Annotated in this window: 22 protein-coding genes; 11 read left to right on the plus strand and 11 right to left on the minus strand. The window is 69.3% G+C overall.

Features of this window, described 5'->3' with window-relative positions; all coding sequences use genetic code 11:
* Positions 1–26: 26 nt before the first annotated feature.
* Complete coding sequence (locus ND450_RS00525) at positions 27–308, minus strand: helix-turn-helix transcriptional regulator (protein ID WP_253324192.1); 282 nt, start codon at positions 306–308, stop codon at positions 27–29.
* A 70-nt stretch (positions 309–378) separates the two neighbouring features.
* Between ND450_RS00525 and ND450_RS00530 the strand changes: the two genes are divergently transcribed.
* Positions 379–1,143 (plus strand): AMP-binding protein, encoded by a 765-nt coding sequence (locus tag ND450_RS00530; RefSeq protein ID WP_253324193.1) that lies wholly within the window; start codon positions 379–381, stop codon positions 1,141–1,143.
* A gap of 125 nt (positions 1,144–1,268) precedes the next feature.
* Here ND450_RS00530 and ND450_RS00535 read toward each other — a convergent pair whose 3' ends face one another.
* Both ND450_RS00535 and ND450_RS00540 read right to left on the minus strand, forming a co-directional pair.
* Positions 1,269–1,754 (minus strand): hypothetical protein, encoded by a 486-nt coding sequence (locus tag ND450_RS00535; RefSeq protein WP_253324194.1) that lies wholly within the window; start codon positions 1,752–1,754, stop codon positions 1,269–1,271.
* A 45-nt stretch (positions 1,755–1,799) separates the two neighbouring features.
* Complete coding sequence (locus ND450_RS00540; RefSeq protein ID WP_253324195.1) at positions 1,800–2,777, minus strand: LLM class flavin-dependent oxidoreductase; 978 nt, start codon at positions 2,775–2,777, stop codon at positions 1,800–1,802.
* A gap of 206 nt (positions 2,778–2,983) precedes the next feature.
* Here ND450_RS00540 and ND450_RS00545 point away from each other — a divergent pair, with 206 nt between their 5' ends.
* The 5 genes from ND450_RS00545 (at position 2,984) to ND450_RS00565 (ending at position 5,650) form a co-directional block, all read left to right on the plus strand.
* Positions 2,984–3,253 carry a GNAT family N-acetyltransferase gene (locus tag ND450_RS00545; protein WP_253324196.1) on the plus strand — a complete coding sequence of 90 codons (270 nt, stop codon included), beginning with the start codon at positions 2,984–2,986 and terminating at the stop codon, positions 3,251–3,253.
* A gap of 37 nt (positions 3,254–3,290) precedes the next feature.
* A complete protein-coding gene (locus ND450_RS00550) occupies positions 3,291–4,280 on the plus strand; it encodes an MBL fold metallo-hydrolase (protein WP_253324197.1) in 990 nt (329 codons plus the stop codon).
* The gene (locus ND450_RS00555) at positions 4,277–5,002 is read left to right on the plus strand and encodes a 1-acyl-sn-glycerol-3-phosphate acyltransferase (protein ID WP_253324198.1); all 726 of its coding nucleotides are present in this window, start codon (positions 4,277–4,279) and stop codon (positions 5,000–5,002) included. The genes ND450_RS00550 and ND450_RS00555 overlap by 4 nt, the downstream gene beginning before the upstream one ends.
* The gene (locus ND450_RS00560) at positions 4,999–5,148 is read left to right on the plus strand and encodes a hypothetical protein (RefSeq protein ID WP_253324199.1); all 150 of its coding nucleotides are present in this window, start codon (positions 4,999–5,001) and stop codon (positions 5,146–5,148) included. Before ND450_RS00555 ends, ND450_RS00560 begins: the two co-directional genes overlap by 4 nt.
* Before the next feature lie 61 nt (positions 5,149–5,209).
* A complete protein-coding gene (locus ND450_RS00565; RefSeq protein ID WP_253324200.1) occupies positions 5,210–5,650 on the plus strand; it encodes a ClpX C4-type zinc finger protein in 441 nt (146 codons plus the stop codon).
* Here the strand turns inward: ND450_RS00565 and ND450_RS00570 are convergent.
* The 3 genes from ND450_RS00570 to ND450_RS00580 are packed head-to-tail and all read right to left on the minus strand — an operon-like array spanning position 5,625 to position 8,720.
* Positions 5,625–6,065 carry a response regulator gene (locus ND450_RS00570; RefSeq protein WP_089916606.1) on the minus strand — a complete coding sequence of 147 codons (441 nt, stop codon included), beginning with the start codon at positions 6,063–6,065 and terminating at the stop codon, positions 5,625–5,627. The two genes, ND450_RS00565 and ND450_RS00570, sit on opposite strands and share 26 nt — an antisense overlap.
* Positions 6,058–7,578: an ATP-binding protein gene (locus ND450_RS00575; RefSeq protein WP_253324201.1), complete on the minus strand. Its 1,521-nt coding sequence runs from the start codon at positions 7,576–7,578 to the stop codon at positions 6,058–6,060. The genes ND450_RS00570 and ND450_RS00575 overlap by 8 nt, the downstream gene beginning before the upstream one ends.
* Positions 7,575–8,720, minus strand: a complete 1,146-nt coding sequence (locus ND450_RS00580) for a PP2C family protein-serine/threonine phosphatase (protein WP_253324202.1) — start codon at positions 8,718–8,720, stop codon at positions 7,575–7,577. The genes ND450_RS00575 and ND450_RS00580 overlap by 4 nt, the downstream gene beginning before the upstream one ends.
* A gap of 65 nt (positions 8,721–8,785) precedes the next feature.
* Between ND450_RS00580 and ND450_RS00585 the strand changes: the two genes are divergently transcribed.
* Positions 8,786–9,271, plus strand: coding sequence for a GNAT family N-acetyltransferase (locus ND450_RS00585; protein WP_253327831.1), 486 nt, complete (start codon positions 8,786–8,788; stop codon positions 9,269–9,271).
* On the opposite strand, the gene ND450_RS00590 is transcribed toward ND450_RS00585, so the two are convergent.
* From ND450_RS00590 to ND450_RS00605, 4 genes are all read right to left on the minus strand, one after another.
* Positions 9,206–9,676 (minus strand): YkvA family protein, encoded by a 471-nt coding sequence (locus ND450_RS00590; RefSeq protein WP_089916598.1) that lies wholly within the window; start codon positions 9,674–9,676, stop codon positions 9,206–9,208. The two genes, ND450_RS00585 and ND450_RS00590, sit on opposite strands and share 66 nt — an antisense overlap.
* Before the next feature lie 155 nt (positions 9,677–9,831).
* Positions 9,832–10,239, minus strand: a complete 408-nt coding sequence (locus tag ND450_RS00595) for a hypothetical protein (RefSeq protein ID WP_253324203.1) — start codon at positions 10,237–10,239, stop codon at positions 9,832–9,834.
* An 84-nt stretch (positions 10,240–10,323) separates the two neighbouring features.
* Positions 10,324–11,067 carry an anti-sigma factor gene (locus tag ND450_RS00600; RefSeq protein ID WP_253324204.1) on the minus strand — a complete coding sequence of 248 codons (744 nt, stop codon included), beginning with the start codon at positions 11,065–11,067 and terminating at the stop codon, positions 10,324–10,326.
* A complete protein-coding gene (locus ND450_RS00605) occupies positions 11,064–11,633 on the minus strand; it encodes a sigma-70 family RNA polymerase sigma factor (protein WP_045315736.1) in 570 nt (189 codons plus the stop codon). The genes ND450_RS00600 and ND450_RS00605 overlap by 4 nt, the downstream gene beginning before the upstream one ends.
* A 113-nt stretch (positions 11,634–11,746) precedes the next feature.
* Here ND450_RS00605 and ND450_RS00610 point away from each other — a divergent pair, with 113 nt between their 5' ends.
* From ND450_RS00610 to ND450_RS00625, 4 genes are all read left to right on the plus strand, one after another.
* Positions 11,747–12,346, plus strand: a complete 600-nt coding sequence (locus ND450_RS00610; protein ID WP_253324205.1) for a hypothetical protein — start codon at positions 11,747–11,749, stop codon at positions 12,344–12,346.
* A 44-nt stretch (positions 12,347–12,390) separates the two neighbouring features.
* The gene (locus tag ND450_RS00615; protein ID WP_089916586.1) at positions 12,391–13,125 is read left to right on the plus strand and encodes a DUF4142 domain-containing protein; all 735 of its coding nucleotides are present in this window, start codon (positions 12,391–12,393) and stop codon (positions 13,123–13,125) included.
* Between the two features lie 174 nt (positions 13,126–13,299).
* Positions 13,300–14,127: a 4Fe-4S domain-containing protein gene (locus ND450_RS00620; RefSeq protein WP_253324206.1), complete on the plus strand. Its 828-nt coding sequence runs from the start codon at positions 13,300–13,302 to the stop codon at positions 14,125–14,127.
* Positions 14,124–15,494: an NAD(P)/FAD-dependent oxidoreductase gene (locus ND450_RS00625; protein ID WP_177229769.1), complete on the plus strand. Its 1,371-nt coding sequence runs from the start codon at positions 14,124–14,126 to the stop codon at positions 15,492–15,494. Before ND450_RS00620 ends, ND450_RS00625 begins: the two co-directional genes overlap by 4 nt.
* Positions 15,495–15,848: 354 nt before the next feature.
* Here ND450_RS00625 and ND450_RS00630 read toward each other — a convergent pair whose 3' ends face one another.
* Positions 15,849–16,793, minus strand: coding sequence for a beta-ketoacyl-ACP synthase III (locus tag ND450_RS00630; protein WP_253324207.1), 945 nt, complete (start codon positions 16,791–16,793; stop codon positions 15,849–15,851).
* Positions 16,794–16,811: the final 18 nt, after the last annotated feature.

Below are 16,811 nucleotides of genomic sequence, written 5' to 3' on the forward strand. Positions count from 1 at the left end.
TTGCTCGAAAGACCCGCTCGGGCGGGTCAGCGCGAGACGTAGGCGCCGGGAGTGGTGCCGCTCCACCGGCGGAAGGCGCGGATGAACGTGGCGGCGTCGGTGTAGCCGAGCCGCAGTGCGACCTGTTCGACGCTGAGGTGGTCCAGTGCCACGAGCTCGACGGCCTCGGTGCGGCGGGCCTCGTCCACGAGCCGGCGCACGGACGTGCCTTCTGCGGCGAGGTGCCGCCGCAACGTGCGTGCGGAGAGGTGCAGGCGCACGGCGATGAGGCCGGCGTCGGTGACCCCTTCGCCGATGATCGTCCGCACCGTCTGAGTGACGCACGGGGAACAGCGTTCGGCCAGCAGTGTGCGGCACGCGCGTTCGCAGACCGCGAGGGTGAGCGGATCGGCCTGGGGCACGCTCGTGCCCGGATACGGTCGCGCGGAGTCGACCGTGATGGTGACGAGCGCGCTGGTCGGCGAGGGGCCGGTGGTGCTGCGCTGCGACGCGGACGCGCTGAGCAGGGGACGCGTCCGGCCGGTCGACCCCCCTGGCGGCCGGCAACTGGTGAGTTGCGGTCCGATCCCCCCGTCGCTCTCCGTCGTCGTGGCCGATACCGAGACGGCACAGGAGTGCGCGGAGGGCGAGGTGGGGGAGATCTTCGTGCAGGGACCGAGCGTCGGCGCCGGCTACTGGAAGCGGCCGACCGAGGTGTTCCACGCGGAGCTGCCCGGCAGGAGCGGCAGCTTCCTCCGCACCGGTGACACGGGCTTCCGCTGGGACGGCGAGCTGTTCGTCACGGGGCGGGCCAAGGAGGTGATCATCGTCGCCGGTGCGAACCACCACCCGCACGACCAGGAGGCCACGGCGGAGACCGCACATCCGGCCGTGCTGGCGTGCTGCGCGCTCGGGGTCGACGACGGGCAGCGTGAACTGGTGGTCGTGCTGGTGGAGGTGCTCGGCGACGTCGACGCGGACGAGATCGCGATGGCGGTGCGCCGCACCGTCCACACAGGACACGGTGTGCGGGTGGACGACGTCGTGGTGATCGCCCCTGGAACACTGCCGCGCAGCTCCAGCGGCAAGCTGCTGCGAGCGGGCTGCCGGGACCTCTACGCGGCGGGCTCTCTCCGCTCGAACGGCCTCGGGACCGGACGTTGACGTCCCGGTGCTGGAACTTCTCGCGCACTCCGGTGAACTCGCCGGGGTGCGCGTCCGGCGCGGCGATGTGGAGCAGGCCTGGACGGAGGCGCCGGCGGTTGCGGGAAGAACGTCCTGTCCGCCGCTCAGGCGGTCAACCTCCGTCGCATGGGGACGGACGGTTCCATCAGCCATGAAACCAGTTCGACGCGCAGGCCTTCGCGCAGCGCGTTCTCGGCGAGCCAGTGGTCGACGTCGCCGTGGTAGGCGCGGGCCGGCCGCGGCCAGCGGTCCAGCCACTCGAGGAACGCCGCGTTGCACGCGATGGGGCCGCCGGGCGGGCGCACGCCGAGCACGAGCACCGGATCCTCTCCGGTGGTGAAAGAGGCGGCGGTGTCGTGCGCACCACCGAAGAGGATCCGATCCGCACCCAACTCACGAGCCTTGTCCGCCACCCCGAAGAAAGCCGACCCGCGTCCGAACGCGCTCACCACGAGCTGGTGGGCTCCGAAGTCGGTGTCGAGGAACTCTTCGGCGAACGTGCCGTCGTCGGCCAGCACCAGCACGTTCGTGCCGCCGGGGAGCGCCCCGACCTGCCCAGGATGCGTGATGCCGATGACGGTGATGCCCACGCCTCAATGGTGCCGGGTGTGTGTTAACCCTCGGCACCGCGCACGTTAAACAAGTTTCGGGAGCACTTCCGCGCCGAACAACCGGATCGTCTCGACGACCGACTCGTGCGGCATGCCCCCGATGTCCACCATCACGAGGTGCGTGTCGATGGACAGGTGCTCCGCCAGCTCGTTCAGCCTCGCGGCGACCTCGTCCGGCGTCCCGCACACCGCGGCACCGTCCATGATCGCGTCGACGTCGATGTCGCCGTCCCCGCGCCACGGGTCCGCGAACCGCGCGTACTCGGCCAGGTGCGGCCGCCAGCGCTCCCGCGCGTCGTCGTTCGCCACGAACACGTGGCTCGGCACGCCGACGCGCCCGGTGGGGAAGCGCTCCCGGTAGCGCTGCACGACCTCGCGGTAGAGCGACGGGTCCCGCAGGGTCGACGGCAGCATCAACGGCATCTCGAGCTCCGCGCCCAGGTCCGCCGACACCGCGGACCCCGACCCGATCCACACGGTCGGCCGCGGCGTCTGCACCGGCCGTGGCGTCGTCGTCACGTCGTCGAGCTGCCCCCGGAACCGCCCGTCCCAGCTCACCGACGGCTCCTCCAGCAGCTTGAGCAGCAACCGCAGGTGCTCCTCGAACCGCGCCCGCAGCTCGCCGGGCTGCACCCCGAACGCCGCGTCGGTCTGCTGGTCGACCCCGCGCGCCACGATGAGCTCCGCGCGCCCGTTCGACAGCACGTCGAGCGTCGCCAGCGCCTCGGCCACCAGCACCGGATCGCGGTGGGCGAGCAGCGTCACGCCCGTCGAGAGCCGCAGCGTCGTCGTCCGCGCCGCCACGGACGCCAGCAGCAGTTCGGGCGCGGACACGATGTAGCGCGTGAAGTGGTGCTCACCGATCGCGACGCCCGCGAACCCCGCCTGCTCCGCCACGACCGCCTGCTCCACCATCGCGCGCAGCCGGTCGGCCTGCGACACCTCCTCGCCCGTGCAGGGGTTGGGCAGGTGGTCACCCAGGATCAGGAGGTAGACGTCCATGACCGCCATTTTCCATCGTCGGCGCCGGGGGTGGCGGACCGAGATCGAACTCGCGCCCGACGGGGCCCGCCGCGGCGCGCTACGGTGATCGTCAAACCGGCCGCGGGTCCGGGCCGCGCGAGCCGGAACATCCTCGCCGCAGGGCTGTTGAAGCAGGAAGCACCGCACGGCCGTGTGGGAGCCCACGAGGACGGAGAGCACGCCAGATGGTCACCAACAACGAGGCCGCCAGCCGCTACGAGATCCACGTCGACGGCGAGCTCGCCGGCTTCCTGGAGTACCGGAACGTCGGGGGAGTCCTCGCCCTCGTGCACACCGAGGTCGACGACGCGTACGCCGGACAGGGCCTCGGCGGCAAGCTCGCGCGGTTCGCCCTGGACGACGTGAAGGCCAGGGGCGTCAAGATCTCCCCTCTCTGCCCGTTCGTGGCGAAGTACATCGACAAGCACCCCGAATACCGGGTTACTATCCGGTAAGAATTAGTTGCTGTCGCTAACGACGAGGTGGGCGAGCGTGTGGAGTGAGCCGGGCGCGTTCGAGGTAGCACCAGGTGTGCACCGGATTCCGCTGCCGTTGCCGAACGACGGACTGCGCGCGGTCAACGTCTACGCGATCGAAGACGGCGACGGCCTCGTGCTCATCGACTCCGGCTGGGCGCTGGACGAGGCGCGCGACCAGCTCGAAGCGGCCCTCGGCACGCTCGGCAAGGGTTTCGAGGACATCAGGCGGTTCCTCATCACGCACGTCCACCGCGACCACTTCACGATGGCCGTGTCGCTGCGCCGGACGTTCGGCAGCAGGATCGGGCTGGGTCTCGGCGAGCAGCCGTCGCTGAACCACATGCTGCACGGCCAGGACGACCAGCACGTCGCCGACCTGCGCAAGTGGGGTGCCGCGGAGCTGGCCGAGACGTGGATCAAGATCATGCACCACGTCGACCGCGGTGACGCGTTGCGCGACTACGAGGAGCCGGACGAGTGGCTCGTCCGCAGCACCGTGGACCTGGAGCACCGCAGGCTCGAGGTGATCCCGACGCCGGGGCACACGCGCGGGCACGTCGTGTTCGTCGACCACACCGCGAAGGTGCTGTTCTCCGGCGACCACGTGCTGCCGCACATCACGCCGTCGATCGGCTTCGAGCCGTTGCGGCCCGAACTGCCGCTGGGCGACTACATGACGTCGCTGCGGCTCACGCGTGAGCTGCCGGACCTCAAGCTGCTGCCCGCGCACGGCGAGGTGACCGACAGCTCGCACGCCCGCGTCGACGAGCTGCTGCACTTCCACGAGCAGCGCCTGGAGGAGATCGGCAAGGCCGTGGCGGGCAGCGCGTTCGAGACCGCGCGCAAGATCGGGTGGACGCGCCGCCAGCGCCGCTTCGACGACCTCGACATGTTCAACCAGGTGCTGGCGATCGGCGAGACGGCCGCTCACCTCGACGTTCTGGTCGAACGTGGCGAATTGACCCGAACTCTGAACGCCGGCGTGCTCGAATACTCCGCGTGAGACCGCTTGAGCTGGCCGCCTGGACCTGGAAGATGCCCCGCAGGGGCCGTGGCTTCTGGTTCTCGCTGGCGATCGACGTGCTGTGGCCCTTCGTGGTGCTGTTCGTGCGGCTGCGGGTGCGCGGCAAGCACCACGTGCCGGGCAACGGCGGTGTGGTCCTCGCGTTCAACCACCTGTCCAACGCGGACGCGGTGGCGGCCGTCGTCTTCGCGCTCATGTCGAACCGGGTGCCGCGCGTGCTCGCGAAGGCCTCCCTGTGGCGCGCACCGGTCGTCGGCTGGATCATGCGGTCCGGTGGCCACATCCCGGTCGAACGCGGCACGGTGAAGGCCTCGGAGGCGCTGAGGCCCGCCGTGGAGGCGTTGCGCGAGGGTCAGTGCGTGATGGCGTTTCCCGAGGGCACGTTCACCACGGACCCCGACAACTGGCCGATGAAGGGCAAGTCGGGTGTAGCGCGGATGGCGCTGGAGGCTCGCGTGCCCGTCGTGCCGGTCGCCGAGTGGGGCACCCAGGACCTGCTGCCCAAGGGCAGCCTCCTGCCGAGGTTGTTGCCGCGCAAGAAGATCGAGGTCGTCGCGGGCGCGCCCGTCGACCTGTCCGACCTGTACGGGTGCGAGCTCACGGCCGAGGTGCTGGACGAGGCCACCCGCCGGGTCATGGAAGCCATCACGACCATGTTGTCCGGCATACGTCTGGAGCAGCCGGGTACCCAGATCGCATGACCACGCGAGAAGAGTTCGAGTTGCGCAAGGGCCGTCGCCCGGGCGGGACGGGGATCTGGGCGCCGGTCTTCCCCGAACCGCGCGAACCCCAGGAGTGGGTCGAGCAGGCCGACGACGAACCGGTGATCGTCCGCAGCGTCGACTGAGCGTCTACTTCACCTGGACGGCGTCTATGTCAGGTAGACGCGTCTAGTTAGAGTAGACGGCATGACGCTGGACGAAGAACTGCTGGCAGCGGCACGGAAGGCGGGTATCGCCTCCGCCGCTGCCCAAGACCAGGCCGACATCGCGAAGGCCGTGTACCACCACAGCGTGCTGAAACTGCACCGCGCCGGTGGGTCGATGCGCGAGATCGCGGAAGCGCTGAGCATGAGTCATCAGCGCGTTCATCAGATCGTGGAACAGTCCAAGAGGACCGAACGCTGCTGGTTCTGCGGACGTGGCGCCGCCGACGTCGACAAGATGATGGCCGGGCCGGCCGCGTTGATCTGCAACCTGTGCATCTCGGAAGGCCAGGTGGCCGAGGTGGGCGACTGTTCGTTCTGCAGCAAGTCCGCGCCTGTGTTCTCAAGCGCGGAAGCGCAGATCTGCCGCTCCTGCCTGGACTTCAGCGCCGCCGTGATCAGCGGGGCAGCTTCACTACGGTGACGAAGAAGTCGTCGATCTGCCGGACGACCTCGATGAACCTGTCGAAGTCGACCGGCTTCGTCACGTAAGCGTTGGCGTAGAGGCTGTAGCTGCGCAGGATGTCCTCCTCCGCCTCGGAGGTCGTCAGCACCACGACGGGGATCGAGCGCAGCTCGGCGTCCGCCTTGACCTCGCTCAGCACCTCGCGGCCGTCCTTGCGGGGCAGGTTGAGGTCGAGCAGGATCAGGCCCGGCCGCGGCGCGTTCTCGTACTGGCCCTCGCGGCGCAGGAACTCCAGCGCCTCCACGCCGTCCTTCACCACGTGCAGCTGGTTGCGGATCTTGTGGTGCTCGAACGCCTCCTGCGTCATCAGGGCATCGCCCGGGTCGTCCTCGACGAGCAGGACGTCGATCACGTTCAGCGGTGACTCAGACATGTACTTCCTCAGCTTGGGCGACGAGCTCGGGTACCACGGGCAGGGTGAACTCAAAAGTGGTGCCGGAGTCCACATCGGTCTTCAGCCAGATGGTGCCGCCGTGGTACTCGACGATCTTCCGGCACATCGCCAGTCCGATGCCCGTGCCCGGATACGCGTCCTTCGGGTGCAGGCGCTGGAAGATGACGAAGATCCGGTCAGCGTACTCCGGCTCGATCCCGATGCCGTTGTCACGCACCGTGAACTTCCACATCTCGCCGTCCTGCTCCACGGCGATGCTGATCACCGGTGCCTCGTCGCCCTTGAACTTGAGCGCGTTGCTGATCAGGTTCTGGAAGACGGCGCTGAGCAGCGACGCCTCACCGCGCACCGAGGGGAGCTCCGCGATGTCGAGCCTCGCCCCGGTCTCCTCGATGCGGTCGGAGTAGCTGTCGACGACCTGGCGCACGAGGTCGTTCAGGTCGATCACCATCAGCTCGCGGGTCATGCGGCCGACGCGGGAGAACGCCAGCAGGTCGTTGATCAGCACCTGCATGCGCTTGGCGCCGTCCACCGCGAAGCCGATGTACTGGTCGGCGCGCTCGTCGAGCTGGCCGCCGTAGCGCCGCTGGAGCAGCTGGCAGAACGACGCCACCTTGCGCAGCGGTTCCTGCAGGTCGTGCGAGGCGACGTAGGCGAACTGCTCCAGCTCCGAGTTCGAGCGCTGCAGCTCGGACTTCGCCGTCTCGAGCGTCGCGAGCTCCTGCACGATCCGGCGGCGCATCGCGTCGACGTCCTCGCCGAGCTGCACGGTCTCGCGCGGGCCGTCCGCGTCGATCTCGTGCTCGAAGTCGCCGGACGCCACCTGCCGGGTGTGGTCGGCGAGATTCGCGAGCGGCGCGATCAGCAGGCGGTGCAGCAGCAGCGACAGGCCGCCGATCACCGCCACCAGCAGCACGCCCATGCCGATGACCAGCCACAACACCACTTTCGCCGCACGGTCGAGGTTGGCGCGCGCCTCCCGGCCGAGTCCGCCGATGTCGGACTGCAGCGCCGCCGTCTCCGCGCGGATCTCGTCGAACAGCACCTTGCCGCGTTCGATGGTCACCCCGGTGCCCGAGGCGGGACCGGACTGCTGGACGGCGGTGACGGTCGGCTCGGCGTACTCGGAGCGCCACCGGCCGGCCAGCTCCTGGATGCGGCCGACCCGGCCGTTCACGTCGCCGACCAGGTCGACGACGGTCCTGGCTGCCTCGGTCTCGGCCGTCTGACCGTCCCGGTAGGGCTGCAGGAAGTCGTTCTGCCCGGTCAGGGTGTAACCGCGGACGCCGGTCTCCTGGTCGAGCAGGGCGCGGTTCAGGTCTTTCGTGCGGCGTGCGGCGGGTTCGATCCGGTCGACCGACCGCGCCCGCGAGGAGCTGAGCGCGTCGAGGGCGACGACCGTGGAGGAGATCGCCACCGCGGTCATGGCCAGCAGGACCACCACGATGACGCCCAGCAGCCGGCTCGCCGGCAGCCGTTGGGGCAGGTTCACTTTCCGTCCTTCAGCAGCAGGATGGCCACGTCGTCGTCGAGCGCCCCGCCGTTGAGCTCCGTCACCTCCGCGATGACCGAGTCCATCCAGTTGGGGCCGTCCTGCAGGTGTCTGCCCAGGATCTCGCACAGGCGTTCGACACCGAGGCGGTCGACGTCGTCGGGTACCCGGCCCTCGATCAGTCCATCCGTGTAGCAGGCGAGCGACCAGCCGGACGGCAGCGGCACGTCCACACCGGTCCACGCGTAGTCGGTCAGCACGCCCAGCGGCACGCCGATCTTCGACTTCGGCAGGTCCACGATCTGCCTGCCGACCATCATCAGCGGCTCGGGGTGCCCCGCGAGGAAGTAGCGGGCCGAGCGGCGGTCCGGCGACACCGTGACCATGCAGGCCGTGGTGAAGATGCCCTCGCCGTGCCGTTCGGCGACGAGGACCTGGTCGAGCGTCTTGAGCACCTTCTCGGCCGTCGCACCCGACAGGACCAGCGCACGCCACGCGATCCGCAGGCAGACGCCCAGCGCGGCCTCGTCCGGGCCGTGGCCGCAGACGTCGCCGATGATCGCGTGCACGGTGCCGTCCGGCAGGCCGACCGCGTCGTAGAAGTCGCCGCCGAGCAGCATCCGCTGGCCACCGGGCTGGTAGCGGACCTCCAGGTCGACGTCCGAGTTCTGCAGCAGCGGGGGAGGCAGCAGGCCGCGTTCGAGCCTGGCCCGTTCGGCGGCGATCAGCTCCGCCTCGCGGAGCTTGCGCTGGGCGTCCTCGGCGCGGCGGCGTTCGACCGCGTACCGGACGCCGCGCAGCAGCAGCTCGCCGTCGACCTTGCCCTTGATGAGGTAGTCCTCGGCACCCGCGGCGACCGCGTCGATGCCCTCGCGCTCGTCGTCGAGGCCGGTCAGCACCAGGATCGCCGGCGCGTTCTGCTTGGCGAGCAGCCTGTGCAGGCCGGCGAGTCCCTGGGAGTCGGGCAGGCCGAGGTCGAGCAGCACGCACTCGGCGTCGGAGAGCATCTGCTCCGCCTCGGCGAGCGTGCCGGCGCGCGACAGCACGAACGGCGCGTTCGCCTCTTCCAGCAGTGCCTCCACGAGCACCGCGTCGCCATCGTCGTCCTCGACCAGGAGGACGCGCACTGTCTTGGTTCGCATCAAGTCGGACTTTAACGTTATCGGGCTGGAAGGTACGCGTCCGACCTACCAGGATGACGGGCGTGTTGATCCGTCTCGCCCAACCAGCCGAGCTGCCGTACCTCCAGCAGATCGAAATCGCGTCCGGAGAACCGTTCCGCGACGCCGGAATGCCCGACATCGCCGACGACGACCCGATGTCCCTCGAGGACCTCGCCGAACACGAGGTCTGGGTCGCGATCGGCGCGGAAGGCGTGCCCGTGGCGTTCATCGCCGTCGGTGACGTCGACGGCGCCACGCACGTCCACCAGGTGAGCGTGCACCCCTCGCACGCACGTCAGGGGATCGGCGCGGCGCTCATCGAGCACGTCACCCAGGCCGAGCGCGCCGTGACGCTGACCACGTTCCGCGACATCCCGTGGAACGCGCCGTACTACGAACGCCTCGGCTTCCAGGCCGTGGCGGACGTCTCGCCCGGCCTCGCCGAGATCATGCGCGAGGAGGCCTCACGGGGCCTCGATCCCGCGACCCGTGTCGCCATGGCCCTTCTCCCAGCGCAGGTACGAGCCTGAGGCGATCGAAAGGCTGCTGAGCAGCCACACGAGGACACCCGCGTCGTCGGTCACGCCGATCACCGGAAGGAACTCCGGCAGGACGTCGATCGGCGACACGAGGTAGACCAGCGCCACCGCCCACATCAGCACCTGGCTGCGCGGCAGCTCGGGGTACTTCCCGCTCCGCCACGTCCTGAACAGCCGCGGCAACGCCTTCAGGCGCGCGATCGGGTTGCCGACCGGGCCGGGACCGTTCTGGGCGCGCTTGCGGCGGTTGCGCAGCACGCCGAGCCCCGCGAACACCAGACCCAGCGGGATCATCACCCAGCCGGCGACGGCGGGGCTCAGGCCGCCCAGAGGGGCGTCGCGGAGCAGTAGGATCAGCAGACCGGACAACGAGACGAGCGATCCGAGGACGACCATCTGTGCTGGGCTCCCTAGTGACTCGAAACGCGGCGGGCGGGTTCGCGGACGGATCGTGGCACCGCTCCCGCGCCGTCGTGGTGGACGTGCGGGCCGGAGCCGCGAGGGCGTCCCTCCCCACCTGAACGCTCCACCCACGCCTCCTGTCGCACCGGCTAGCTGGGCTCCTGGAAGAGCATCGTCGGCACGGCCTTGTGCGGTTGCCTCTGCTGCGGCTCGGGCTCCCGCAGCTCGATCACCGCTTCGGGTTCCTCGGCGGGCACCTCTTCAACCACCGGCTTCGGCGCCGCCTTCACCGGCGCGGCCGCGGTCTGGTCCAGGGCGGCGCGCGCCTTGGAGATCCAGACCTTCTGCATGGCCTCGTCCTTGGAACCGGCCGCCGTGGCCGCGAGTCCGGAGAGGACACCGCGGATGCGGGGGACCAGTGCTGGATGACGCCGAATCGCCTGCCACACAGCGTGATCACCCGGGAGCCGGGCGGACACGAGCCGCGAGACCTGCGCGCGCAGCTCCTCTGTGGACAGATCGAGCCAGCGCTCGACCGCTGACGGGCCAATCGCCACGTAGACAGCCTTCCCCTAGAACGACAACTGCCCCCACAGGATCTCACGGATCCGATGGGGGCAGCGGCCTGGTGCCGGGAAAGGTCAGGACGCGACGACCTCGAGCAGTGTCTTGCCGTTCTCGTCGACGATCCGGAACGTCGCGATCTCGTGCCACCGCATGGCCACGTTGGCGGCCAGCTTGATGGTCTTCTTGTCCCCTGCCACCGGTTCCGGGGCGTACCAGGACGTGACCTGCGCGACGCGGCCCGCCCGTCCGACGGCGACGAGCGATCCCCTGCCGGGGCCCGCCATGCCGGAGATCTCGATGTCCATCGCCGTCCCGGACGGCTCGTCGGACGCGGTGATCTTCGTGCCGACGCCGCTGTTCGGGTCCTGGTGCTTGAGCTCCATCGACTTGTCGGAGGAGTTGTTCGCCACCCTCGTCTGCGACGTCGACGTGCCGGGGTTCTGGGGTGCCGCCTGGTTCGAACCGTCATCGCCACCGCGCACGACCAGCGTCGTGACCACGGCCGTCACCGCCACGACGCCGGCGGCGGCGGCCGCGACGCCCTGGGCGACGAACCACCGTCGGCGCTTCCTGCGCGCGGCGACGGCGTCGAGCATGACCCGCACCGACTTGCCGTCGGGGCGTTCCGGGGCCGTTCCGCGCAACATCCCGCCGGCGTCGGCCTCGTCGATGAGGTCCGGCACCACCGCGAAGTCGCGCAGGTCGAGCGCGCACCGCCGACACTCGGTCAGGTGGTTCTCGAACGCCTCCACCTCATCGGCATCGAGGATGCCGAGCACGTAGGCGGCGACGTCGAGGTGATCTGGTGCCGTTGTCACCGCGTCTCTCCCCGATCGTGCAACGCACGCCGCAACGCACGGAGCGCGTAGTACACCCTCGACTTGACCGTTCCCGGTGGCACGCCCAGTGCCGCCGCGGCCTCACCGACGGTGCGGTCCCGCAGATATGTTTCGAGAATAGCCTCCCTGTGTTCCTCCGAGAGACCGTTCATCGCCTCCGCCACGACGATCGCCGCGAGGGTGCGATCCTCTTCGCTGCCGGAGGGCGACTCGTCCGAAGGGGTCAGTTCGAACTCCTGCGGACGGACGCTTCTCTTGCGCCTGTCGTCAATGACCAACCGCCTTGCCACCGTGAACAACCACGACCGCAAGAGCACGGGATCACGCTCGAGTTTCTCGGCGTTGCGCCATGCCCTGACCAGGGTTTCCTGCACGATGTCCTCGGCCCACTGACGATCGTGGCCCGTCAACCTCATGCAGTGTCCCAGCAGGGCACTGCCGAATTCCTCGTACAGCCGACGGATCAACTCTTCCTCGAGAGATCCCGGTCTTGGTGATTGTTCGTCTAACTCACGTTGACGTCTATGCCGCGCCACGGGGGACATCCTTGCCCCATCAACCGTCCGAAGTCGAGAGGCAAATATTCCTCACGAAGTCCGTGAACCGTTGCCGGATCGTGTCCGTACTCCTCGGTACCCCGCCGAGAAAGGACCTGCCGATGCGACGTGGACCAGCCATCACCGCCCTGGCGGCACTGGCTCTCTCCCTCACCGCGTGCGGCAGCGCCCAGACCCCTCCCGGCGGGGAGGCCGCCGCCGGTGGCCTGCAGGCCAAACCCGCTGATCTGAGCGGTGTGAACACCTACTTCATCGCGAACAACGACCAGATGGGCTGGTTCGTCATCGACGCCGAGGGGCTCCCGCTCTACCGGTTCGACAAGGACGTTCCCAAGCCCTCGAAGTCCAACTGCGAAGGGGAGTGCGCGAAGGCCTGGAAGCCGGTCCTCGCCGACAAGACGCCGATGGCGACCGGTGTGGATCCGATCTCCATGGGCGTCCTGACCAGGCCGGACGGCACCAAGCAGCTCACCATTCAGGGCTGGCCCCAGTACACCTACGCCGAGGACAAGGTCGCCGGCGACATGAAGGGCCAGGGCAAGGGCGGCACGTGGTGGGTCACGGCCCCCAACGGCGCCAAGATCACCGGCGGAAAAGCGCAGAACAACAGCAAGAGCAGCAGTACGCCGAGCACGTCCCCCGGTTCCGGAACGGCGCAGACACCGCAGTCCGCGCCACCTCCGGCAGCGCCCGGTTACTGAGCCCACTGCTCAGCCGCAATTCATTCGCCCCCTATCGACTTCCTTTGGACAACGAGGACAACAAGACGATGACCAGAGCCCTCGCCACCGTCTTTGCGCTGTTGTTCCTCTTCTCCGGTCTGACCGCCACGGCTGCAGCACAGCCCGCGGACACCGGGGGAGTGATGGACACCCCGAGCGGACCGCTGACCGCGAACGACCGCGAACTGCTCAACCGGGTGCGCCTCGCAGGCCTGTGGGAGATGCCCATGGGCGAGCTCACGGCCACCAAGGCGTCCAACGCCAGGGTCAAGCAGATCGGCAAGATGATCATGCTCGACCACATGATGCTGGACGCGCTGACGAAGAAGACGGCCGCGGGGTTCGGGCTGACCACGCCCGACGTGCCGAACCCGGCACAGCAGTCGTGGATGGAAGAGATCAACGCGCTCGAGGGCGACGCGTTCGACCAGGCGTTCGTCGCCCGGTTGCGCGCCGCGCACGGCCAGATCTTCCCCTTCATCGCGAAGGTGCGCTCGGGGACCCGCAACGACGTCATCCGCGGGTTCGCCCAGGCGGGCATCGACGTGGTGATGAAGCACATGACGTTGCTGGAGAGCACCGGTCTCGCGGGCGACTCGTCGTTCGCCGAACCGCAGCCCGCCGGCGGCATCATCAACGCGACCCTGGCCTCGAACGAGGGGCCGAACATGTGGGTGATCCTCACGGTCACCGCCGCGGGAGCCGTCCTCACGGTGCTCCTGCTCCGAGTACTCCGCCCGCGACGACCGGTGCGGTGATTCGCAAGACCCCGTTGTGGCAACGGGAAACGGAGGTGGTGTCCCAAGGTCAGAGGCACTCCAACGCGGACCTGTTCCCACCCGCCCGGTTCTGATGTGTCCACTCCTGCACCCAGGACCGGGCGGGTTCCCGCGAGGTAGTCCCACCCAGTGGTTTTTCCGGAGGAAGAGTTGTTGTCGAGCCAGATTCCGCTCCTGGTGGCCCAGTCGTCCGAGTTCGACGCGGGCGTCAAGAAGATGGCGCAGCTGTCTGCCAGGCTGGCTTACGTCCTGATGTGCGCCACCCTGTCCTGGGGTGTGCTGATCGCGACCGGGTGGGCCGAGAAGCTCACCGGCCGTGAGGGTTTGAAGAACGGGCACATGGTGCTCGCGTCGCTGGCGATCGCGTTCGGCTGCGTCCACGCGTTCGCGTTCACACTGATCCAGACCGGTACGTTCAGCTTCGTCAAGCTCGTCCTGCCGTTCGTCGACGGCGGTCTCTTCCGGCACGCGCTGGGCATCCTCGGCCTGGAGGTCATGCTCGCGATCGCCGTCCTCGCCTCGATGAGGCACAAAGTCTTCTACCGCAAGTGGTTGAGGTTCCACCAGACGGCGTACATCGCGGTGGGCATCACCGTGGTGCACTCCTGGTTCGGCGCCATCGCGAACGGCAACCTGTCCGTTCTCTGGCTGGCCGGCCTCACCATTCTCGTCCCCACCGCGACCCTGGCGCTCGCCAGGTTCCTGCCTCCCGAGGTGCTGGTGCGCATCGGCATGCTCGACTCCGAGCGCGGCAAGGAACCCGGCGTCGGCGAGGGCGACGCGATGGACGTGAGCGTCAACAACGAGAAGTGCCACCGCTACGGCACCTGCCAGGCGGAGGCCCCCGACGTCTTCCAGTTGATCGAGGACAACCGCCTGACCTACAACCGCCGGCCGCCGGAGGAGCACTTCGCTCAGGCCAGGGCGGCACAGCGCGCGTGCCCGATGCGCGCGATCGAGATCAGGGAGCGAGTGAAGTGAGCGAACGGATCGTGGTCGTCGGCGGCGGACTCGGTGGAGTCCGTTCCGCGGAACGGCTGCGGGAGATGGGTTTCGACGGGCAGATCACCATCCTGTCCGCCGAGCGGCACCTCCCGTACCACCGCCCGTGCCTGTCGAAGCAGATCATCACCGGGGAGTGGACCCCGGACGACGCGTTGCTGTCGTTCTCGGGAGACCTCGACGCCGAGTGGCGGCTGAACTCCCCGGCCCTGCACCTGGACCCGAAGAAGCAGTCGGTCTGGGTCCCGGGCGGTGAGGAGATCAAGTACGACGGCATGATCATCGCCACGGGCGTCGACGCCCGCGCGATGGGCGGGGCTCCGCGCCACGACCCGCGGGTGCACGTGCTGCGGACGCTGGACGACGCGGTCGCGATCCGCAAGAACATCCGCCAGTCCCAGGGACTCGTCGCCGTCATCGGCGGCGGCTTCATCGGCTGCGAGCTCGCGTGTTCGGTGCGTCACATGGGCCGTGACGTCGCACTGATCGTGCGTTCGCCCGCGTTGCTGGGCGGCGTGGTCGGCGACGACATCGGCAAGAAGATCACCGAGGCGCACGTCGAGCACGGCGTCCGCCTGGCCACCGGCGTCGGCATCAAGCACTGGGTGCGCCAGCCCGGCGGCATCGGGATCCACCTGAGCGATGGTCAGGTCTTCTTCGCCTCGTGCGTGGTGCTGGCCGTGGGCGCCTCGCCGGCCGTCGACTGGCTGCGCGGCTCCGGCCTCGACATCTCCGACGGCGTCCTGTGCGACTCCACCAACCACGTGGTCGGCGCCGAGAACCTCGTCGCCTGCGGCGACGTGGCCCGCTGGCCCAACATGCGCTTCAACGGCGTGGTCCGCCGCGTCGAGCACTGGCTGAACGCCGTCGAGGGAGGCCGCGCCGCGGCCGAGAACCTCCTCGTGGGCCGCAACCACGCCAAGACCTACACGCCGGTGCCCCGCTTCTGGACCGAGCAGTACGGCATGCGCGTGCAGGGCGCGGGCCTGCCCGTGCTCGGCACCGACACCACCGACGTGAACGGACTCACCGGCTTCATCGCCAACGGCAAGCTCGTCGGCATCGTGGGTCTGGAATCGCCGGGCAAGATCATCACCGAGACCCCGGAACTGTTCCGGCAGAACGAGGTCGAGACGAACACCCCGGTGTGGACGCAGCCCGAGCCGGCTGCGGAACCGGAGGTGCTCCCGACCACCATGATCCCGGTTCCCGAACCGGTCGCCGCCCACGCATCATCCGTTCCCCCGTCCGTCTCGTCGTCGATGTCCCCGCCATTGCAGCGGCGGAGGCACTCGCGCTCGAGGCCGGAGATGGTGCGCTCGGGCGGAGGACGCGCGAGGCCCTAACCAGGTAGAGGAGGTGCGGTTGCCGGTACAGGGCAAGCGGGAGCGGCGAACTCCGACGTCGCCCGCGTGGCCAGGTGGCGGACCGATGACGTCACGCGGCGATGCGCTCGTTCCCGCGCCGGCAGCTTGGATCTCCTTCTCGTGCGTCACCAACGGTGTGGCGGCTCGGCGGGCTCCCGAGTCGCCACACCGGCCTATGTGCGGGCTGGGTCACCACCGCTTGCTCGGGCCAGCGAGTTGGGGACACCTCGGCTTCGCCATTGCGTTGGGCAGCAAGGTGCGCCCCCGGCTTCGCGATCGACAGCAGGTGTGTTCGGCGTGCCGGCGGCCCCGGTGGTGCGGCAGGCCGCCGCCCTACGGGGCCGTGATCACCTGGCCCGCCCACGACAGCCCGCCGCCGAACGCGAACAACAGCACCGGCTGGCCCGAAGGCAGTTCCCCGCGCTCGGCCATTTTGGACAGTGCGAGCGGAACGGAGGCGGCCGAGGTGTTGCCGGACTCCACCACGTCGCGGCCGATCACGGTGCCGGGGCTCAGGCCGAGCTTGCGCGTGAGTGCCTCGATGATCCGCAGGTTGGCCTGGTGCGTGACGACGGCCGCGAGGTCCGTGACGGCGATGCCCGCCCGTTCGCACGCCTCGACCGCGATCGACGGGAGTTCGCTGGTGGCCCAGCGGAAGACCGACTGGCCCTCCTGGGCGAAGCGCGGCTGCCACTCGTCGACCAGGCGGACGGCGTTCGCGCGGGTGGGGTCCGAGCCCCACGTGGCCGGGCCGATGAGGGCGTCGGGGGAGGCGCTGACCACGGCCGCGCCGGCGCCGTCGCCCAGCAGGATGCAGGACGAGCGGTCGGTCCAGTCGACGAGGTCGGACATCTTTTCGGCGCCGATGACGAGCGCGTGGCGTGCCGCGCCCGCGCGGATGGTGTGGTCCGCGGTGGCGAGGGCGGTGCAGAAGCCGGCGCAGGCGTTGTTGAGGTCGAAGACGACCGCGGACGGGATCTCCAGCCGTGCCGCCACCTGCGCCGCGGTGGAGGGGGAGCGGTCGATGGCCGAGCAGGTGGCGACGATGACCTGGCCGATGTCGGACGGCGCCAGGCCGGAGGCGGCGAGGGCCTTCGCGCCTGCTTCGGAGGCCATGTCCGCCACGGTCTCCTCGGGCGCGGCGATGCGGCGGGTCGCGATGCCGGTGCGCTGGAGGATCCACTCGTCGTTGGTGTCGACCATCTTCTCCAGGTCGGCGTTGGTCAGCACTCGCTCGGGCTGGTGGTGGCCGAACGCTACGACACGTGATCCGGACAAGGCGGGCTCCTTCGGCGA

Origin of the sequence: Lentzea sp. HUAS12 (assembly GCF_024125735.1) — a bacterium.
GTDB lineage: Bacteria > Actinomycetota > Actinomycetes > Mycobacteriales > Pseudonocardiaceae > Lentzea > Lentzea albida.